The sequence below is a fragment of the Amycolatopsis sp. NPDC102522 genome (genome assembly GCF_055584485.1).
Window position 1 is genome coordinate 37,325 of record NZ_JBVJLY010000031.1, and the last position, 16,718, is coordinate 54,042.

Below are 16,718 nucleotides of genomic sequence, written 5' to 3' on the forward strand. Positions count from 1 at the left end.
GTAGCCGGGAATACGAGGGGTAGGTCATACACTTGGGCTATGACCGCACCCGACCTGGACTCTCTCCGCCTGCTGGTACTCGTCGAAGAGCTCGGCAGTATCGGGCAGGCCGCGGCAAGCCTCGGGATCGCGCAGCCGTCGGCGAGCAAACGACTGTCCACAGTCGAGCGACGGCTCGGGCTCGTGCTGGTCGACCGCACGCGGCGCGGCTCCGCGCTCACTCCCGACGGCCGGGTCATCGCGGGCTGGGCGCACCGCGTGCTGTCCGAACTCGACGGTCTGCTCGACGGCGCCGAGGCGCTGCGCACCCAACACGAGGCGCAGCTGCGGGTCGCCGCGAGCATGACACTGGCCGAGTACCTGGTGCCGGGCTGGATCGGCGAGCTCAAACGCGGCGACCCCGGGCTGTACCTCGGACTGGAGGTCACCAACTCCGATCAGGCCGCCGAGCTGGCGCGGGAGGGCAAGGTCGACCTCGGGTTCGTCGAGTCACCCGGCTCGTTGCCCGGCCTTGCGTCCAAGCGGGTGGCCACCGATCGGCTGGTCCTCGTCGTACCCGGAAGCCATCCGTGGGCGCGCAAGCGCCGTCCCGTGACCGCGGCCGAACTGGCGATCACGCCGCTCGTGGTCCGCGAGCCGGGGTCCGGGACCAGGGAGACCGTGGACGCCGCGCTGCGCAAGGCCGGTGTCGGACCGGCGAAACCGTTGCTGGAACTGGGTTCCTCCTCCGCGGTCTGCAACGCCGTGATCGCGGGTGCGGGTCCGGCGGTGATCAGCGAACTCGCCATCGTCCGGGACGTCGCCGAAAGCAGGCTCGTCCCGGTCGCCGTCGAGGGCGTCGACTTCGGCCGGGAACTGCGCGCGGTGTGGCCCGCCGGGCGGCGGCTCGCCGGTCCGGCCGCGGCGTTGCTGGCCATCGCGGTCCGGAATGCGAAATCGCGGTGAGTCCCTTCATGTTCTTCTGTGAACGGTCCGTTAATCGCGCGTGATACCGAAAGTCCCGGCGGCGTGGATACCGACGATAGGGCGAATCGCGGTCAATTCCCCGAAATGGGGGTGGACCACTATTTCCGGTGGTACTGGCGAAAACGGAATGGCGAACTCCGGGTAACAGGCCGGATGGCGTATCGGCCGTTGGGACACCTGGTCGTTGACGGCACTTCCCTGGTACTGCGGGAAAACGTGGCGTGTCCGATGTCGCCCGTGTATCCGGAACGCTAATTTTCCGCGACGGCCTCCGCGTTTCGCAGGTCGGCGTTCCGCCATCCGGTTCCTGTGATCGGAAACCCTACTGTCGAGTATTGACGTGAAGCCCCGCCTGCGTTTAAGTACGCCCGGTAACCAAATCACTCTTCCGTGTGCTCGGAGGCTTCCCGTGGGTAAGTCGATTCGTGGCGCCGTCTCCTCCCTGTCGGCCGGTACGGCGGATCTGCTCATCGCGGTGCATCCCTTCGGTGTGCCTTCCGCGCGGTTCGCCGCGGTGGCGACGCGGGCAGGCGCGCTCGGCGTCCTGGACCTGACCAGCGGAAACCGGGCCGCTCGCGAAGAACTCGACCTTGCCGGGCACTTGATCGAAACCGGTTTCGCCGTCCGCGTCGCGGGACCGGTCGAGCTTCCTCCGGCGGCGCACACGGTTCTGCTCGCCGCGGGCAGCCCAGTGTCCACTGTGGACTTCAAGGGCCGTCGAGTCCTCGCGGAGGTCGCCAGCCGGGACGAAGCCGCGGAAGCCGTCGCCGCCGGTGCGGACGGCTTGATCGCGCGTGGCCACGAGTCGGGCGGCAGGGCAGGCGACCTCGGCACCTTCGTCTTCCTGCAGCAGTTGCTGGCCGATCCGGCGATCGGAATCCCGGTCTGGGCGTACGGCGGGATCGGTGCGCGTACGGCGGCCGCCGCCGTGGCCGGAGGCGCCGCCGGTGTCGTGCTCGACACGGCGTTCGCGCTGCTCCCCGAAGCGGAACTCCCCTCGGACGTCACACTGGCACTGGAAGGCCTCGACGGGTCCGAGACCATTGTGGACGGCGGCGTGCGGGCACTCCGGCGCCGTCGAGCGGTGGAGGTGGGCCAGGACGCGTTCCTGCCCCGGCGTTTCCGTGACACCTGGGGAACGCTCCCGGCCGCGATCCAGGGCGTCCGCGCGTCGATCGCCGAAGGTCTCGCCGCGTCCGGCGGTGCGTTGCCGCTCGCGCAGGGGCCGATGACCAGGGTCAGCGATCAGCCCGCGTTCGCCAGGGCCGTCGCCGCCGGGGGAGCGTTGCCGTTCCTGGCACTCGCGTTGTCCGGGCCCGCGCAGACCCGCGAGATGCTCGAAAAGACCAAGGAGGCGCTGGCCGACGCGCCGTGGGGTGTCGGTGTGCTCGGGTTCGCGGCCGAGGACGTCCGGGCCGCGCAACTCGAGGTGATCCGCGAGATCCGGCCGAGCCACGCGATCATCGCCGGTGGCCGCCCGGCCCAGGCGAAGGCGCTGGAGGACGTCGGCATCTCGACGTTCCTGCACGTCCCGTCTCCGGGATTGCTCCGCCAGTTCCTCGAAGCGGGAGCACGCAAATTTGTCTTCGAGGGCTCCGAATGCGGTGGTCACGTCGGCCCGAGGGCGAGTTTTCCGTTGTGGGAGGCGCAGATCGACGTGCTCATGGACTATGCGGCCGATGTCGAGGTGTTCTTCGCCGGAGGCGTGCACGACGAGCGGTCGGCCGCGATGGTCACCGCGGCCGCGGCGCCGTTGACCCGGCTCGGCGCGAACGTCGGCCTGCTGATGGGCACGGCGTACCTGTTCACCGAAGAGGCCGTTCGCGCGGGCGCCGTCCTGCCGTTGTTCCAGCGTCAGGTCGTCGAGGCCACCCGCACCGACCTCCTGGAGACCGCGCCCGGACACGCGACGCGGTGCGTGCGGTCGGCGTTCACGACCGAATACGCGGAGCTCAAGCGCGCGTTGAAAGACCAGGAAGTACCGGACCGCGAGGCCTGGGAGCGGCTGGAGAAGCTCAACGTCGGGCGGCTTCGCCTGGCCAGCAAGGGAATCGAGCGGGTCGGGGACGCGCTCAGCCCGGTCCCTGAGGACCGGCAGCTCGCCGAGGGCATGTTCATGGCGGGCGACGTCGCCGTCCTGCGGTCCGAGGTCACGACGATCGCCCGGCTGCACGAGGCCGTGGGCCCGGGAGCACGGGCGTTCCTCGAAGCCCGCGCCGCCGAGCTGCTGGAGCCGCGTCCGGAGGAGCCCGCCCCGGAACCGCTCGACATCGCCATCGTGGGGATGGCCGGGGTCTTCCCGCAGGCCGGGGATCTCCCGTCGTTCTGGTCGAACATCCTGTCCGGAGTGGATGCGGTCACCGAGGTCCCGACACACCGCTGGGATCCGGCGCTCTACTACGCGCCCGATGGCGACGGCGAGAAGACGCCCTCGCGCTGGGGCGGCTTCCTGCCGGAGATCCCGTTCGACCCGCTCGACCACGGCATCCCGCCCGCGTCGCTCGCCAGTATCGAACCCGTCCAGCTGCTGGCGCTGGAGGTGTCGCGGCGGGCGCTCGCCGACGCCGGATACGCCGAACGCGCCTTCGACCGGTCCCGCACGTCGGTGGTCTTCGGCGCCGAAGCCGGGAGCGACCTGTCCAGCGCGATGACCCTGCGGACCGTGCTCCCGTCCTACCTCGGCGAACTCCCGCCCGACCTCGACCGTCAGCTGCCGCGCCTGACCGAGGACTCGTTCCCCGGCGTGCTCGCCAACGTCATCGCCGGCCGGATCGCGAACCGGCTCGACCTCGGCGGCGCGAACTACACGGTCGACGCGGCGTGCGCGTCTTCGCTGACCGCCGTCGACGTCGCCTGCAAGGAACTCGTCACCGGCACCAGCGACCTCGTCCTGTGCGGCGGCGCCGACCTGCACAACGGCATCAACGACTACCTGCTGTTCTCCTCGGTGCACGCGCTCTCCCCGTCCGGCCGCTCGGCGACCTTCGACCGCGACGCGGACGGGATCGCGCTGGGCGAGGGTGTCGCCTGCGTCGTCCTCAAACGGCTGGCCGACGCCGAACGCGACGGCGACCGGGTCTACGCCGTCATCAAGGGCGTCGGCAGCGCGAGCGACGGCCGGGCGCTCGGGCTCACCGCGCCCCGGCCGGAGGGCCAGCACAATGCGCTGACCAGGGCTTACCGCAACGCCGGGATCTCGCCGTCCCGCGTCGGGCTCGTCGAAGCGCACGGCACCGGCACCGTCGTCGGCGACCGCACCGAACTCGCCACGCTCACCCGGGTGTTCACCGAAGGGGGCGCCGAACCCGGCCGGTGCGCGCTCGGTTCGGTGAAATCCCAGATCGGGCACACGAAATGCGCCGCCGGGCTGGCCGGGCTGATCAAGGCGAGCCTCGCGCTGCACACGGCCGTCAAACCGCCGACGCTGCACCTGAAGAAGCCGAACCCCGCGTGGGACCCGGCGAGCAGTCCGTTCGCGTTCCACACCGAAGCCCGGCCGTGGGCCGAGGACGAGCGCGTCGCCGGGGTGAGCGCGTTCGGCTTCGGCGGCACCAACTTCCACGTCGTCCTCACCTCTCACCAGGGTGCCGTCCTGCCCGTGAAGACCCTCGACGAGTGGCCCGCCGAGCTTTTCCTGTTCGCGGGCAAAGACGACAAGGACGCCGAGGATCTGTTGTCCGCCACAGGGCAGGGCTGGCGGCTGCGGGACCTGGCCCTGGCCGCGTCCCGCCGGGTGGAGACCCGGGGCGGCCGGACAAGGTTCGCCATCCTGGCGTCCACTGTGGACGAACTCGCCGTCTTGCTCCGCCGGGCCATCGCGGGTGAGCGCGACGAGAAGGCGGGCATTTTCGGCACCGACGACGAGCCGGTCGGCGAGATCGCTTTCCTCTTCCCCGGGCAGGGCAGCCAGCGCCCCGGGATGTTCGCGGACCTGTTCGTCGCGTTCCCCGAGCTGCGGCGTTACCTCGCCGGCGCCGGGAGCACCGTCGACGTCCTGTTCCCGTCCGCCGCGTTCGACGAGGCCGGGCGCGAGGACCGGCTCGCCCGGCTGACCGACACCCGCGCCGCGCAACCCGCGCTCGGGATCGTGGGGCTCGCCGCGCACCATCTGCTGGCCAACGCCGGGGTCCGGCCCTCGATGGTGGCGGGCCACAGCTACGGCGAACTGGTCGCACTGGCCGCGGCCGGAGCGCTGAGCTCGGCTTCGCTGCTCGACTGCAGCAGGGCGCGGGCGGAGGCGATTCTCGGCGCGACCGGCGGTGGCGACCCGGGAACGATGGCGGCCGTCGCCGCGAGCGCCGCCGACGTCACCGCCGCGCTCGTCGCCGAAGACCTCGCCGAGGCCGTCGTCATCGCCAACCAAAACTCGCCGAAGCAGACGGTGATCTCGGGGCCGACCGACGCCGTCGCCACCGCGGTGGACCGGCTGCGAGGCCGCGGGCTCGGTGTGAAGACCCTTCCGGTCGCCTGCGCGTTCCACAGCCCGCTGGTCGCCTCGGCGGAGACAGAGTTCGCCCGCGTGCTCGGCGCCGTCCCAATCACCGGACCGGAGATCCCGGTGTGGGCCAACCGGACCGCCGCGCCTTATCCGGCGGACCCGGACGGGATCCGTGCCGGACTGGCCGCGCAGATCGGCGCCCCGGTGCGGTTCGCCGACCAGATCGAAGCCATGTACGAGGCGGGCGCCCGGACGTTCGTCGAAGCGGGCCCGGGATCCGTCCTCGCCCGGCTCGTCGGAGCCGTGCTCGATGGCCGTCCACATCGGACGGTCACCTTCGAGAGCGGGCACCGCACCGGGATCCCCGGCTTCCTGGCCGCGTTGGCCAGGCTGGCCGTCGCGGGCGTGGACGTCCGCACCGGCAGGCTGTTCACCGGCCGCGCGTGCACCGACGCGCTGTCCGGGCGGCCGCCGAAGAAAGCGGGCTGGACCGTCGATGGTCAGCTCGTCCGCACCGCCGACGGCCGGATCCCCGCCGCCGCCCTGCATCCAGCCCAAAGAATCCCCACGGAGGCGATCGTGACATCCCGGCCCGGCCCCGACGGCGGCGAGGCGCTCATCTCGGAGTTCCTCCGCACCAGTCGCGAGATGATCGCCGCGCAACGGGACGTCCTGCTCGGCTACCTGGGAGCGGACCCCGGCGTCCGCCCGCCCGCGCCCGTCGCGCTCCCTGCCCTCCCCACACCCGTACCCGAGCCGGTTCGCGTCGAGGCCACCACTGAACGTTCGGTGTTCGACGTCGTCGTCGAAGTGATCGGGGAGCGGACCGGCTACCCGGCAGACATGATCGAGCCGGATCTGGATCTGGAAGCGGATCTGAGCGTCGATTCGATCAAACGCGCCGAGATCGCCGGCGAGCTGGCGACCCGGCTGGGCATCACCGGCGGCGATCCCGAGGTGCTGTCCAAGGCCAGGACCGCCGCCGCGCTGGCGGACCTGATCACCGGCGGCGGAACCGAAGCCGCGCCTCCCGCCGAGGAGACCGCCGCCGTCGTGGTGGCGCCGAAGCGCTACCTGATGCGGGAATTCGACCTCGCCGACGCCGTCCCCGCAGACGAGGAACTCGCCGGGCTCCGCTTCGCCGTCGTCGGTGAGGGCCAGGTCGCCGAAATGCTCGCCGCCCGGCTCGCCGGATACGGCGCCGAAACCGAGCTGGTCCAAGGCGTACCGAGGCACGGCGCGGACGGCGTGTTCCACCTGTCGCCGTCCTTCCCCGACGATTTCCCGCTGTACCAGGCCGTCCTGGCGGGCGGACCGCGCTGGCTCATCGCGAACGGACCCGCCGACGGCGCCCGCGGCTTCTTCCGGACGGTGGCCAGGGAGTACCCGGACACGGTCGCCCGCGTGGTCGAGCAGCACCCCGAATCCACTGTGGACGAACAGGTGGAGACCCTGCTCGCGGAATTGTCCGCCGGGGACTGGGAGCCGGTCGTCATCCGCCGTGACGGCGCGCGGCGCGGCCTGCGGATGACCGAAGAAAGCCTCGGCCTGCTCGGCAGCACGGGGGCCGGCCCGGCGGGCGACGGGACCGCCGAAGCCGAAGCGCTCGGCCTGGACCGGGATTCGGTCGTCCTCCTGGTCGGCGGGGCGAAGGGCATCACCGCCCGGCTGGCCACGACGCTGGCCTCGGTGTCGCGCTGCCGCATCGAGCTGTTCGGCCGCACCGCCGTGCCCGTCGACGGCGAGGAACCGGATATCGCCACCGCGACGACGACGGCGGAGCTGCGCGCGGCCCTCATCGAGAGCGGGCTGAGCAAACCGGCCGAGATCGAGCGGACCGTCCGGCTCATCGAGGCCGAACGCGAGGTCCGCGGGACGCTGCGGCGGATCACCGGTCTCGGCAGCCCGGCGCGCTACCACTCGGTGGACATGCTCGACGCGGAGGCCGTGCACCGCGCGGTCAAGGAGATCCACGCCGAACACGGCAGGCTCGACGGCATCGTGTACGCGGCGGGCGTCATCGAGGACAGGCTGATCGCGGAGAAGGACCCGGCGTCGTTCGACCGTGTCTTCGCCACCAAGGTCGAAGGGGCGAGCACCCTGCTCGCGGCGGCGGGCGAGCTGCCGGAAGCACCCAAGTTCGCCGTCCTGTTCGGCAGCGTCGCCGCGACACTGGGCAACCGGGGACAGTCCGACTACGCGGCCGCGAACGACGCGCTGGAAGTGCTCGGCCACCGTTGGTCCACTGTGTACGGACGGCGTGGGCTCACTGTCCACTGGGGACCGTGGGCGCCCACGGGTGTCAACAACGGCATGGTCACCCCGGAACTGATGCGGGACTACGCCCGGCGCGGGATCGGACTGATCGACCCCGAAGAAGGCACGTTGAGCCTGCTGCGCGAGCTGGCGTGGGGCGACGAGGGCCTCACGGCCGTCACCTATACCGCGTCGGGGTGGTGACCGGTGGCCCAGACACCTCCGATCGCGATCGTCGGGATGTCGGTGCTGTTCCCCGGCGCCCCCGATCTCGAGACCTACTGGCGCAACATCGTCGACGGCGTCGACGCGATCACCGAGGTCCCGGCGGACCGCTGGGACCCAGGCTTCTACCAGCCCGACGCGGAACCGCGGGCGGACCGGATCTACTGCCGTCGCGGCGGTTTCGTCGGTGAACTGGCCGAAGTGGACGTCACCGGCTTCGGCGTGATGCCGTCTTCGGTCCCGGGCACGGAACCCGACCAGCTGATCGCGCTGCGGGTGGCCGCGCAGGCCATCGCCGACGCCGGCGGTGAGCACCGGCTGCCCGCCGACCGGCAGCGGACCGGCGTCATCCTCGGCCGTGGCGGCTACCTCACGCCCGGTCTGGTGCGGCTCGACCAGCGGGTCCGGACGGCCACCCAGGTCGTCCGCACCCTCGGCGAGCTGATGCCGGAACTCGGTGGCGAGCGGCTGGAGGAACTCCGGCAGGCCTTCACCGACCGGCTCGGCCCCGAAGCCCCCGACGCCGCGATCGGGCTCGTGCCCAACCTCGCCGCCTCCCGGCTGGCGAACCGGCTCGACCTGCGCGGCCCCGCGTACACGGTGGACGCCGCCTGCGCCTCTTCGCTCGTCGCCGTCGACCACGCCGTGCGCGAACTCGCGACCGGGCGGTGCGACGTGGTGCTGGCCGGTGGCGTGCACCATTGCCATGACGTCACCTTCTGGAGTGTGTTCTCCCAGCTCGGCGCGTTGTCGCGGAGTCAGCGGATCCGGCCGTTCCACCGGGACGCGGACGGGGTGCTGATCGGCGAGGGCACCGGGGTCGTCGTGCTGAAACGGCTCCCGGACGCCGAACGCGACGGCGACCGGGTCTACGCCGTGGTCACCGGGACCGGTGTGGCCAGCGACGGCCGGACCGCCGGACTGTCCACTCCGGACACCGCCGGGCAGGTTCGCGCGGTGCGGCAGGCCTGGGCGGCCGCGGGGATCGACCCCGCCGCGATCGGGCTGCTCGAAGCGCACGGGACCGCGACCCCGGCGGGCGACGCCGCCGAACTGGCGACGATCGCGGAGGTCTTCGGGCCCGCGGACGAGCCGACGGCGGTGCTCGGCTCGGTCAAGTCGATGATCGGGCACACCATGCCCGCGGCGGGCGTCGCCGGACTGGTCAAGGCCGCTTTGGCCGTGTACCACGGGGTTCTCCCGCCGACCCTGCACTGCGACGAACCGCATCCGGCGCTGGCCGCGACCCGCTTCGAGACGCTCGGCACGGCGAAGGTCTGGGAGAGCGACGACCGGCGGCCGGTGCGACGCGCCGGGGTCAACGCCTTCGGTTTCGGTGGGATCAACGCCCACGTCGTCCTGGAACAGGCCGCGACGCGGGCGGCCGTCGAGGTCTCCGAACCCGAACGTGTCCTGCGGCTCTCCGCGCCGACCGTCGCCGAGATGGGCTGCCTGCTCGACAGGGACGACCTCCTGAGTTCCGGCGACACCGGACGCGGCCGGATCAGGCTCGGCCTCGTCGACCCGACGCCCAAACGGCTCAACCTGGCCAGGAAGGTGGTCGCGAAGGGCAGACCCTGGCGCGGCCGCAACGACCTCTGGTTCGTTCCGGAACCGCTGCTCGGCGCGGGCGGCGGCAAGCTCGCGTTCGTCTTCCCCGGGCTGGAGAACGAATTCGAGGCCCACGCCGACGACATCGCCCGGCGCTTCGGCCTTCGCTGGGACTCACCCGACGTCACCGTCGGCGATGTCGGCAGGCACGGCAAGGGCGTGTTCCAGCTAGGCAGGCTTCTCGACACGGCGTTACGCGCGCTTCGCGTGACTCCGGACGCGCTCGCCGGGCACAGCCTGGGGGAGTGGACCGCCATGGCCGTCGCCGGGATCCACGCCGACGACGAGGTCGACGCGTTCCTGGCGGACTTCGATCCCGACGCGCTCAAGGTGCCGGGGCTGGCTTTCGCGGTGGTCGGCGCGGACGCCTCCGTGGTCACGAAAGTCCTCGAAGGACAGTCCGAAGTGGTCCTGTCCCATGAAAACGCGCCCAACCAGTCGATGATCTGCGGCCCGGCGGAGGCCGTCGAGGACTTCGTTCTCGCGTTCCGGGCCGACGGCGTGATCTCCCAGGTGCTGCCGTTCCGCTCCGGATTCCACACGCCGATGCTCGCGCCGTATCTCGGCCCGATCCGCGAGGCCGCCGAGCGCTACACGCTGCATCCGGCGAAACTCCCGGTCTGGTCGGCCACGACGGGAAGGCAGTACCCGTCGCAGGCCGCGGAGGTCCGTGAGCTGTTCGTCCGGCATCTGCTGGAACCGGTGCGGTTCCGGAGTCTCGTCGAGAACATGTACGCGGCCGGGTTCCGCGCTTTCGTGCAGGCGGGCGCCGGTCAGCTCGGCTCGCTGATCGGGAACACGCTGCACGACCGCGAACACCTCGTCGTCGCCGCACATTCCGCGCATCGGCAGGGCCTCCCGCAGCTGCTGCGGGTCGCGACCGCGCTCTGGGCGGACGGCGCCGATCCGGCGTTCGAGCTCCTGCCGGGCCAAGGCGGCGGGAAGCGCGGCCGGACGATCCGTCTCGACCTCGGCGGCGCGCTGGTTTCGCTCGACGAGAGCGTCCGGCGCGGCTTCCGTCCCGGCGCGGCCAAGACGTCCACTTTGGACAAGATCGGGGAGCGGAACCCGCTGGCGGCCGAACTCTCCGGGCTGCTGGCCGAAACCGCCGGCCTGGCGGCCGCACTGTTCGAGGCCAGACCGGCGCCCCGTCTTCGGCCGTTGCACACCGAACTCCGGGTCTCCGTCGAGACGATGCCGTATCTGCTCGACCACTGCTTCTTCAAGCAACCACCCGGTGCCGACCCCGCCGACGCGTGGCCTGTGGTGCCCGCCACGACGGTGATCGGGCACCTGATGGACTTCGCCGAACAGGCGGCGCTGGGCAGGCGCGCGGTCGCGCTGGAGGACGTCCGGCTGAACCAGTGGATCGCCGCGACCCCCGCGCTGGACGTGCCGGTGACCGTGGTGCCCCAAGGCCCTGCCCAGGTCACGGTGTCCCTGGGCGAGTACTCGCGGGCCGTCATCGAGCTGGGCGCCGGATTCCCCGCCGATCCGCCCCGGCCGTGGACGTTCCCCACCGAAGACGAACGGAAGCCGGACCTGCGCGCCGAGCAGCTCTACTCCGAGCGCTGGATGTTCCACGGGCCGAAGTTCCAGGGCGTCGAGCGCCTGGTCGCGGTGGGGGAGCGGCACGTGCGCGGGGTCCTGCGGACACCGGAGGCGCCGGGCGCGCTGCTGGACAACGCCGGTCAGCTGCTCGGCTACTGGATCATGTCCCGGCTGACCGGCCGCACCACGGTGTTCCCGGTGGGGATGCGGCGGATCCGTTTCTACGGCGAACATCCCGTGCCGGGGGAGCGGCTCGACTGTGCCGTCCGCATCGTCTCGGTCACCGACGCGGAACTCGAAGCGGACATCCAGCTGATCCGTGGCGGCCGGGTCTGGGCCGAGGTCGAGGGCTGGCGTGATCGCCGGTTCGACAGCAACCCGGCGATCCGCGCGATGGACCGGCGGCCCGAGCGCGCGACGCTGTCCGAAGAGCGGCCCGGCTGCTGGGCCCTGGTCCGTGAGCATTGGCCGGATCTGGCGACGCGTGACCTGATCATGCGGAACGTGCTGGCGGGCAAGGAAAGACAGTCGTACGCCGACCAGCCGCCGCGACGGAAACGGGCTTGGCTGCTCGGCCGGATCGCGGCCAAGGACGCCGTCCGCCGGATGCTCTGGAGGAAGGGCGAAGGCGACATCTTCCCCGCCGAACTCCGGATCGGGAACGACTCGTCGGGCGCGCCGACCGTCTCGGGCGCCTACGGACGGCAGCTGCCCCGGCTCACCGTCTCGATCGCCCATCGGGACGCGCTCGGCGTCGCCATCGCCCGCCGCGGGCCGTGCGGAATCGACGTCGAAGCCGTCGAAGACCGCCCTCAGAGCACGGTCACCGCCGCCCTCGGAGAGGTGGAACGAGCACTGCTCGGTGAACCGGAAGCCCTGTGGTTCACCAGATTCTGGGCCGCGAAGGAAGCCGTCGCGAAACGGCTCCGCACCGGCCTGCGCGGTGACCCGCGTGCTTTCACCGTCGTCGGCGCGGACGGCGGGCGGCTCACCGTCGAGGCGGACGGTGCCCGGTATCCGGTGTGGCACACCACGATCACCACCCCGGCGAAGGACTACGTCGTGGCCTGGACGGAGAACGAAGATGACCACTGAAACCGCGTCAGCCGCGACAGTCCTGGCCGACCTCGCCGTGATGCTGCGTGAACTGCTCGAAGAATACGGGCTGGACGACGCCGAGATCGGCCGGGACACGAAGTTCCACGACGACCTCGAACTGGAGAGCATCGACCTCGTGACGCTGTCCGGGCGGCTGCGCGACCACTACGGCGACAAGGTCAACTTCGCCGAGTTCGTCGCGGAACGCGAACTGGACGAGATCATCGCGCTGACCGTCGGCGAACTGGTCGACCACGTCGTCGACTCGCTGACCGGGGAGGCCTGAGCATGGCGAAGGTCAAGGTCGGAGACCTCGACGTCCACGTCCAGCGTCTCGGGCCCGAGGCCGGTGACGCGCCGGTCGTGGTGTTCGTCCACGGCCTCCTCACCGACAGCCTGGCGAGCTACTACTTCACCCTGGGAACGGCCTTCGCGGCGCAGGGGATCGATGTCGTCATGTACGACCTTCGCGGGCACGGGCGCACCACGCGGCCCGCCACCGGCTACCGACTGGAGGAGTTCGTCGCCGACCTCGACGGCCTGCTCACCACGCTGGAGATCGACCGGCCGGCGCACGTGGTCGGGAACTCGTTCGGTGGTTCGGTCGCCTTCGGTCTCGCCGCCTCGCGCCCCGAGCGCGTCGCCAGCGTCATCGCGATCGAAGCGGAACCGCCGGTGCGGGCCTGGATCGGGCATATGGCCGAAGGGCTCGCCGACGCGAAGAACCGGCTCGCGCACGACGAGGTGATCGGCTGGATCGCCGAGAACCACGGCGCGCACACCGCCCGGCTGTCGAAAGCGGCGTACAAGATCCTGGCGGCCACGACGCTGGCCGAGGACATCCCGCTGAGCCGGACCATCGGCGACGACCTCGCGGCGGTGCGCTGCCCGGTGTTCGCGCTGTTCGGCGACCAGTCCGGGCTCTCGGCGCAGGTCCCGGACCTGGAGGCGAACCTCGCTCGCTGTCGCACGGTCGTCCTGCCGGAGCAGGGACATTCGGTGCTCGTCGAGCGCACCGCGGAGACCACGGAGCTGATCCTGGGCTGGGTTCGCGAACACTCGTGCGAAACGGCGGTTTAGATGGGCAGATTCCTCTTCGTCACGCCGCCGCTGACCGGGCACGTGAACCCCGCGGTGGGGGTCGCGGCGGCCCTGACCACGCGCGGGCACCAGGTCGCCTGGGCGGGGCAGCCGGAGGTCATCCGCCGCCTCGCCGGCGACGGCGCCGAGGTGTTCCCGTGCGCCGTCCCGCACGGCCTGCCCGAACGCGACGCGAGCCTCAAAGGACCGGCGGCGTTCCGGTTCCTGTGGGAGGAGTTCCTGATCCCGCTGGCCGAGGCGATGGCGCCCGGGATCCGCGCCGCGATCGCCCGGTTCCGTCCGCAGGTGGTGGTCGCCGACCAGCAGGCGATCGCGGGCGGTCTCGTGGCCGACGGGCTCGGCCTGCCGTGGGTCACCTCCGCGACGACGTCCGCGGAACTCGTCGACCCCCTGGCCGGGATGCCGAAGGTGGCGGCCTGGGTCGACGACCTCCTCGACGGTCTGCGCACGCGGCTCGACGGCGGCCCCGCCGACCCCAGGATGTCCCCGCACGGCGTGCTCGCGTTCACCACCCGGGAACTGCTCGGCCCGGCCACGCTGCCGAAACGGGTCCGGCTGGTCGGACCGTCCATCGGCGGGCGCGCGCCCACCGGCGACTTCCCGTGGGACCGGCTCGACCCGGCGGCGCCGACCGTGTTCGTCACCCTCGGGACCGCGAACGCCGACGCCGCCCGGGACTTCCTCGGCGCGGCCGCCCGGGGGCTTTCCCGGGTCGAGGGGATCCGGACCGTCATCGCCGATCCCGGCGGTGCCGTGGGACCGGTGGGGGACACGGTGCTCGTGGTGCCGAGGGTGCCCCAGATGGCGTTGCTGGCGCGGGTGGACGCCGTCGTCTGCCACGGCGGGCACAACACCGTCTGCGAGAGTCTGTGGCACGGCGTGCCGCTCGTGGTCGCGCCGATCCGAGACGATCAGCCGATCGTGGCCGGGCAGGTCGTCGACGCGGGCGCCGGTGTCCGGCTGCGGTTCGGCCGCGTGAAACCCGAACGGCTCGCGGCCGCCGTGACCAAGGTGCTGGACGATCCGGCGTATCGTTCCGCCGCCGAGAAGGTGGGCGCGTCGTTCCGGGAAGCGGGCGGGGCCGCGATGGCGGCCGACCACCTGGAGGCTCTACTCTCCTAGCCCTTGAAAAGCCCACGTGTAGGGACTCTCCTGGAGGGGTACCAGCTTCGTAAAGGTGTGTCCTCGTGCTGGGAGTCGCCGTGACCACAGTGAAGACATCGCCCGGGCCGGAGGCCATCCGCTTCGGCGGGCGGCCCCGGGCCCCCAAAGGCTCCGTGTTCCTCAGTGTCGTCCGCACCACCGACCACAAGACGATCGGCCTGCTCTACCTCTTTACCTCGTTCGCGTTCTTCCTCGCCGGCGGGTTCATGGCGCTGCTGATGCGCGCCGAACTCGGCAGGCCGGGACTGCAGTTCCTTTCGCAGGAGCAGTACAACCAGCTGTTCACGATGCACGGCACGATCATGCTGCTGCTCTACGCGACACCGAATCTGTTCGCCTTCGCCAACTACATCCTCCCGCTGCAGATCGGGTCGCCCGACGTCGCGTTCCCCCGGCTGAACGCGTTTTCCTACTGGCTCTACCTTTTCGGCGGCACGATGACGCTCACCTCGTTCGTCACCCCGGGCGGCGCACCCGACTTCGGCTGGACGGCCTACACGCCGCTCTCGGCCGCCGCGCACGCGCCGGGCGTCGGCGCCGATCTGTGGATCATGGGCCTGATCGTGTCCGGTCTGGGCACGATCCTCGGCGCGGTCAACATGATCACGACGATCCTCTGCCTGCGCGGGCCGGGGATGACCATGTGGCGGCTGCCGCTGTTCACCTGGAACATCCTCTTCACCACGATCCTGATCCTGATCGCGTTCCCGATCCTCACCGCCGCGCTGTTCGCGCTGGAAGCCGACAGACGGCTGGGCGCGCACGTCTTCGACCCGGCCAACGGCGGGGCGATCCTGTGGCAGCACCTGTTCTGGTTCTTCGGCCATCCCGAGGTCTACATCGTCGCGTTGCCGTACTTCGGCATCGTGACCGAGATCGTCCCGGTGTTCAGCCGGAAACCGTTGTTCGGCTACAAGACCATGGTGTTCGCGACGATCTCGATCACCGCGCTGTCGATCGCGGTGTGGGCGCACCACATGTTCGCGACCGGCGCGGTCCTGCTGCCGTTCTTCTCGATCATGACGTTCCTCATCGCGGTGCCGACCGGGATCAAGTTCTTCAACTGGATCGGCACGATGTGGAAGGGACAGCTGACCTTCGAGTCACCGATGCTGTGGTCGGTCGGGTTCATGGTGACGTTCCTGCTCGGCGGGCTGACCGGGATCATTCTCGCCTCCCCGCCACTGGACTTCCACGTGCACGACAGCTATTTCGTGGTCGCGCACTTCCACTACGTGCTGTTCGGCACCATCGTGTTCGCCACCTTCGCCGGGATCTACTTCTGGTTCCCCAAGATGACCGGCCGGATGCTCGACGAGCGGCTCGCGAAATGGCATTTCTGGACCACGTTCATCGGCTTCCACACGACCTTCCTCGTCCAGCACTGGCTCGGCAACGAAGGCATGCCGCGCCGCTACGCCGACTACCTCACGTCGGACGGATTCACCACGCTCAACACGATTTCCACGATCGGCGCGTTCCTGCTCGGCGCGTCGGTGCTGCCGTTCCTCTGGAACGTCGTCCGCAGCTTCCGGTTCGCCGACGTCGTCGAAGTCGACGACCCGTGGGGCCACGGGAACTCCTTGGAGTGGGCGACGACCTGTCCGCCTCCCCGGCACAACTTTCACGACCTGCCGAAGATCCGATCCGAACGCCCGGCGTTCGAACTCCACTACCCCCACATGGTTCCCCGGCTGCGCGCCGAGGGGCACCTGACCCGACCGACGGAATGAGGTATCCCGCATGATCCCGATGAACGTCGAGGGGATGGCAGTCCTGGCTCCGGAGGCGGCACCGGTGATGCTGCTGCGGGAACGGGAGGGCGAACGCCGCTGGCTGGCGATCACGATCGGCGGACCCGAGGCGAGCGCGGTGGCGCTCGCGCAGGAGAAGATCCGGCTGCCCCGGCCCGGCACGATCGAACTGATCGGCAAGGTGGTCGAGTCGTTCGGGCACCAGGTCATCGGAGTGGAGGTCACCGCGCTGCGGGACGGTATCTTCTTCGCCGACCTGGTGCTCGATTCCGGCATCCGCGTCTCGGCCAGGCCGAGCGACGCGGTCGCGATCGGCTTGCGCGCCGGGGTCGCGATCGAGGTGGCGGACTCGGTACTGGAGGTCGCTTCGGTGCGGGTCGAGATCGTGGGGTCCGGGCCCGACGCGGAACTGCCGACGGTGCCGCCGGACCCGGTCGCGCAGGAGCGGGAGGTCGAGGAGTTCCGGGCGGCGCTGGACAGGATCGTGCCGGAGGACTTCGGGGACCCGCCGCCTGCTGATTAGCCTTCCCCGGATGTCATGAAAGGGTCGTTCA

Annotated in this window: 8 protein-coding genes; all 8 read left to right on the forward strand. The window is 70.9% G+C overall.

All coding sequences use genetic code 11. The annotated features are described in order from the left end of the window. Positions 1 to 39 precede the first annotated feature (39 nt). The 8 genes from ACZ6YV_RS40705 (at position 40) to ACZ6YV_RS40740 (ending at position 16,687) form a co-directional block, all read left to right on the forward strand. Complete coding sequence (locus ACZ6YV_RS40705) at positions 40 to 945, forward strand: LysR family transcriptional regulator (RefSeq protein ID WP_465514733.1); 906 nt, start codon at positions 40 to 42, stop codon at positions 943 to 945. A gap of 430 nt (positions 946 to 1,375) precedes the next feature. Next, complete coding sequence (locus tag ACZ6YV_RS40710) at positions 1,376 to 7,864, forward strand: SDR family oxidoreductase (protein WP_465514734.1); 6,489 nt, start codon at positions 1,376 to 1,378, stop codon at positions 7,862 to 7,864. A gap of 3 nt (positions 7,865 to 7,867) precedes the next feature. Further along, the gene (locus ACZ6YV_RS40715; RefSeq protein WP_465514735.1) at positions 7,868 to 12,142 is read left to right on the forward strand and encodes a beta-ketoacyl synthase N-terminal-like domain-containing protein; all 4,275 of its coding nucleotides are present in this window, start codon (positions 7,868 to 7,870) and stop codon (positions 12,140 to 12,142) included. Further along, positions 12,132 to 12,431, forward strand: a complete 300-nt coding sequence (locus ACZ6YV_RS40720) for an acyl carrier protein (RefSeq protein ID WP_465514736.1) — start codon at positions 12,132 to 12,134, stop codon at positions 12,429 to 12,431. Before ACZ6YV_RS40715 ends, ACZ6YV_RS40720 begins: the two co-directional genes overlap by 11 nt. Positions 12,432 to 12,433: 2 nt before the next feature. Continuing rightward, the gene (locus ACZ6YV_RS40725; protein ID WP_465514737.1) at positions 12,434 to 13,225 is read left to right on the forward strand and encodes an alpha/beta fold hydrolase; all 792 of its coding nucleotides are present in this window, start codon (positions 12,434 to 12,436) and stop codon (positions 13,223 to 13,225) included. Then, positions 13,226 to 14,368 carry a glycosyltransferase gene (locus ACZ6YV_RS40730; RefSeq protein ID WP_465514738.1) on the forward strand — a complete coding sequence of 381 codons (1,143 nt, stop codon included), beginning with the start codon at positions 13,226 to 13,228 and terminating at the stop codon, positions 14,366 to 14,368. A gap of 116 nt (positions 14,369 to 14,484) precedes the next feature. Next, complete coding sequence (ctaD, locus tag ACZ6YV_RS40735; RefSeq protein ID WP_465514777.1) at positions 14,485 to 16,143, forward strand: aa3-type cytochrome oxidase subunit I; 1,659 nt, start codon at positions 14,485 to 14,487, stop codon at positions 16,141 to 16,143. A 10-nt stretch (positions 16,144 to 16,153) separates the two neighbouring features. Next, positions 16,154 to 16,687: a bifunctional nuclease family protein gene (locus ACZ6YV_RS40740; RefSeq protein ID WP_465514739.1), complete on the forward strand. Its 534-nt coding sequence runs from the start codon at positions 16,154 to 16,156 to the stop codon at positions 16,685 to 16,687. The last annotated feature ends 31 nt before the right edge of the window (positions 16,688 to 16,718 follow it).

Excerpts from the sequence above, each read along its gene's own strand:
- ACZ6YV_RS40740 (WP_465514739.1), top strand. The coding sequence starts at position 16,154 with ATGATCCCGATGAACGTCGAGGGGATGGCAGTCCTGGCTCCGGAGGCG.
- ACZ6YV_RS40725 (WP_465514737.1), top strand. The coding sequence starts at position 12,434 with ATGGCGAAGGTCAAGGTCGGAGACCTCGACGTCCACGTCCAGCGTCTC.
- ACZ6YV_RS40705 (WP_465514733.1), top strand. The coding sequence starts at position 40 with ATGACCGCACCCGACCTGGACTCTCTCCGCCTGCTGGTACTCGTCGAA.
- ACZ6YV_RS40720 (WP_465514736.1), top strand. The coding sequence starts at position 12,132 with ATGACCACTGAAACCGCGTCAGCCGCGACAGTCCTGGCCGACCTCGCC.
- ACZ6YV_RS40730 (WP_465514738.1), top strand. The coding sequence starts at position 13,226 with ATGGGCAGATTCCTCTTCGTCACGCCGCCGCTGACCGGGCACGTGAAC.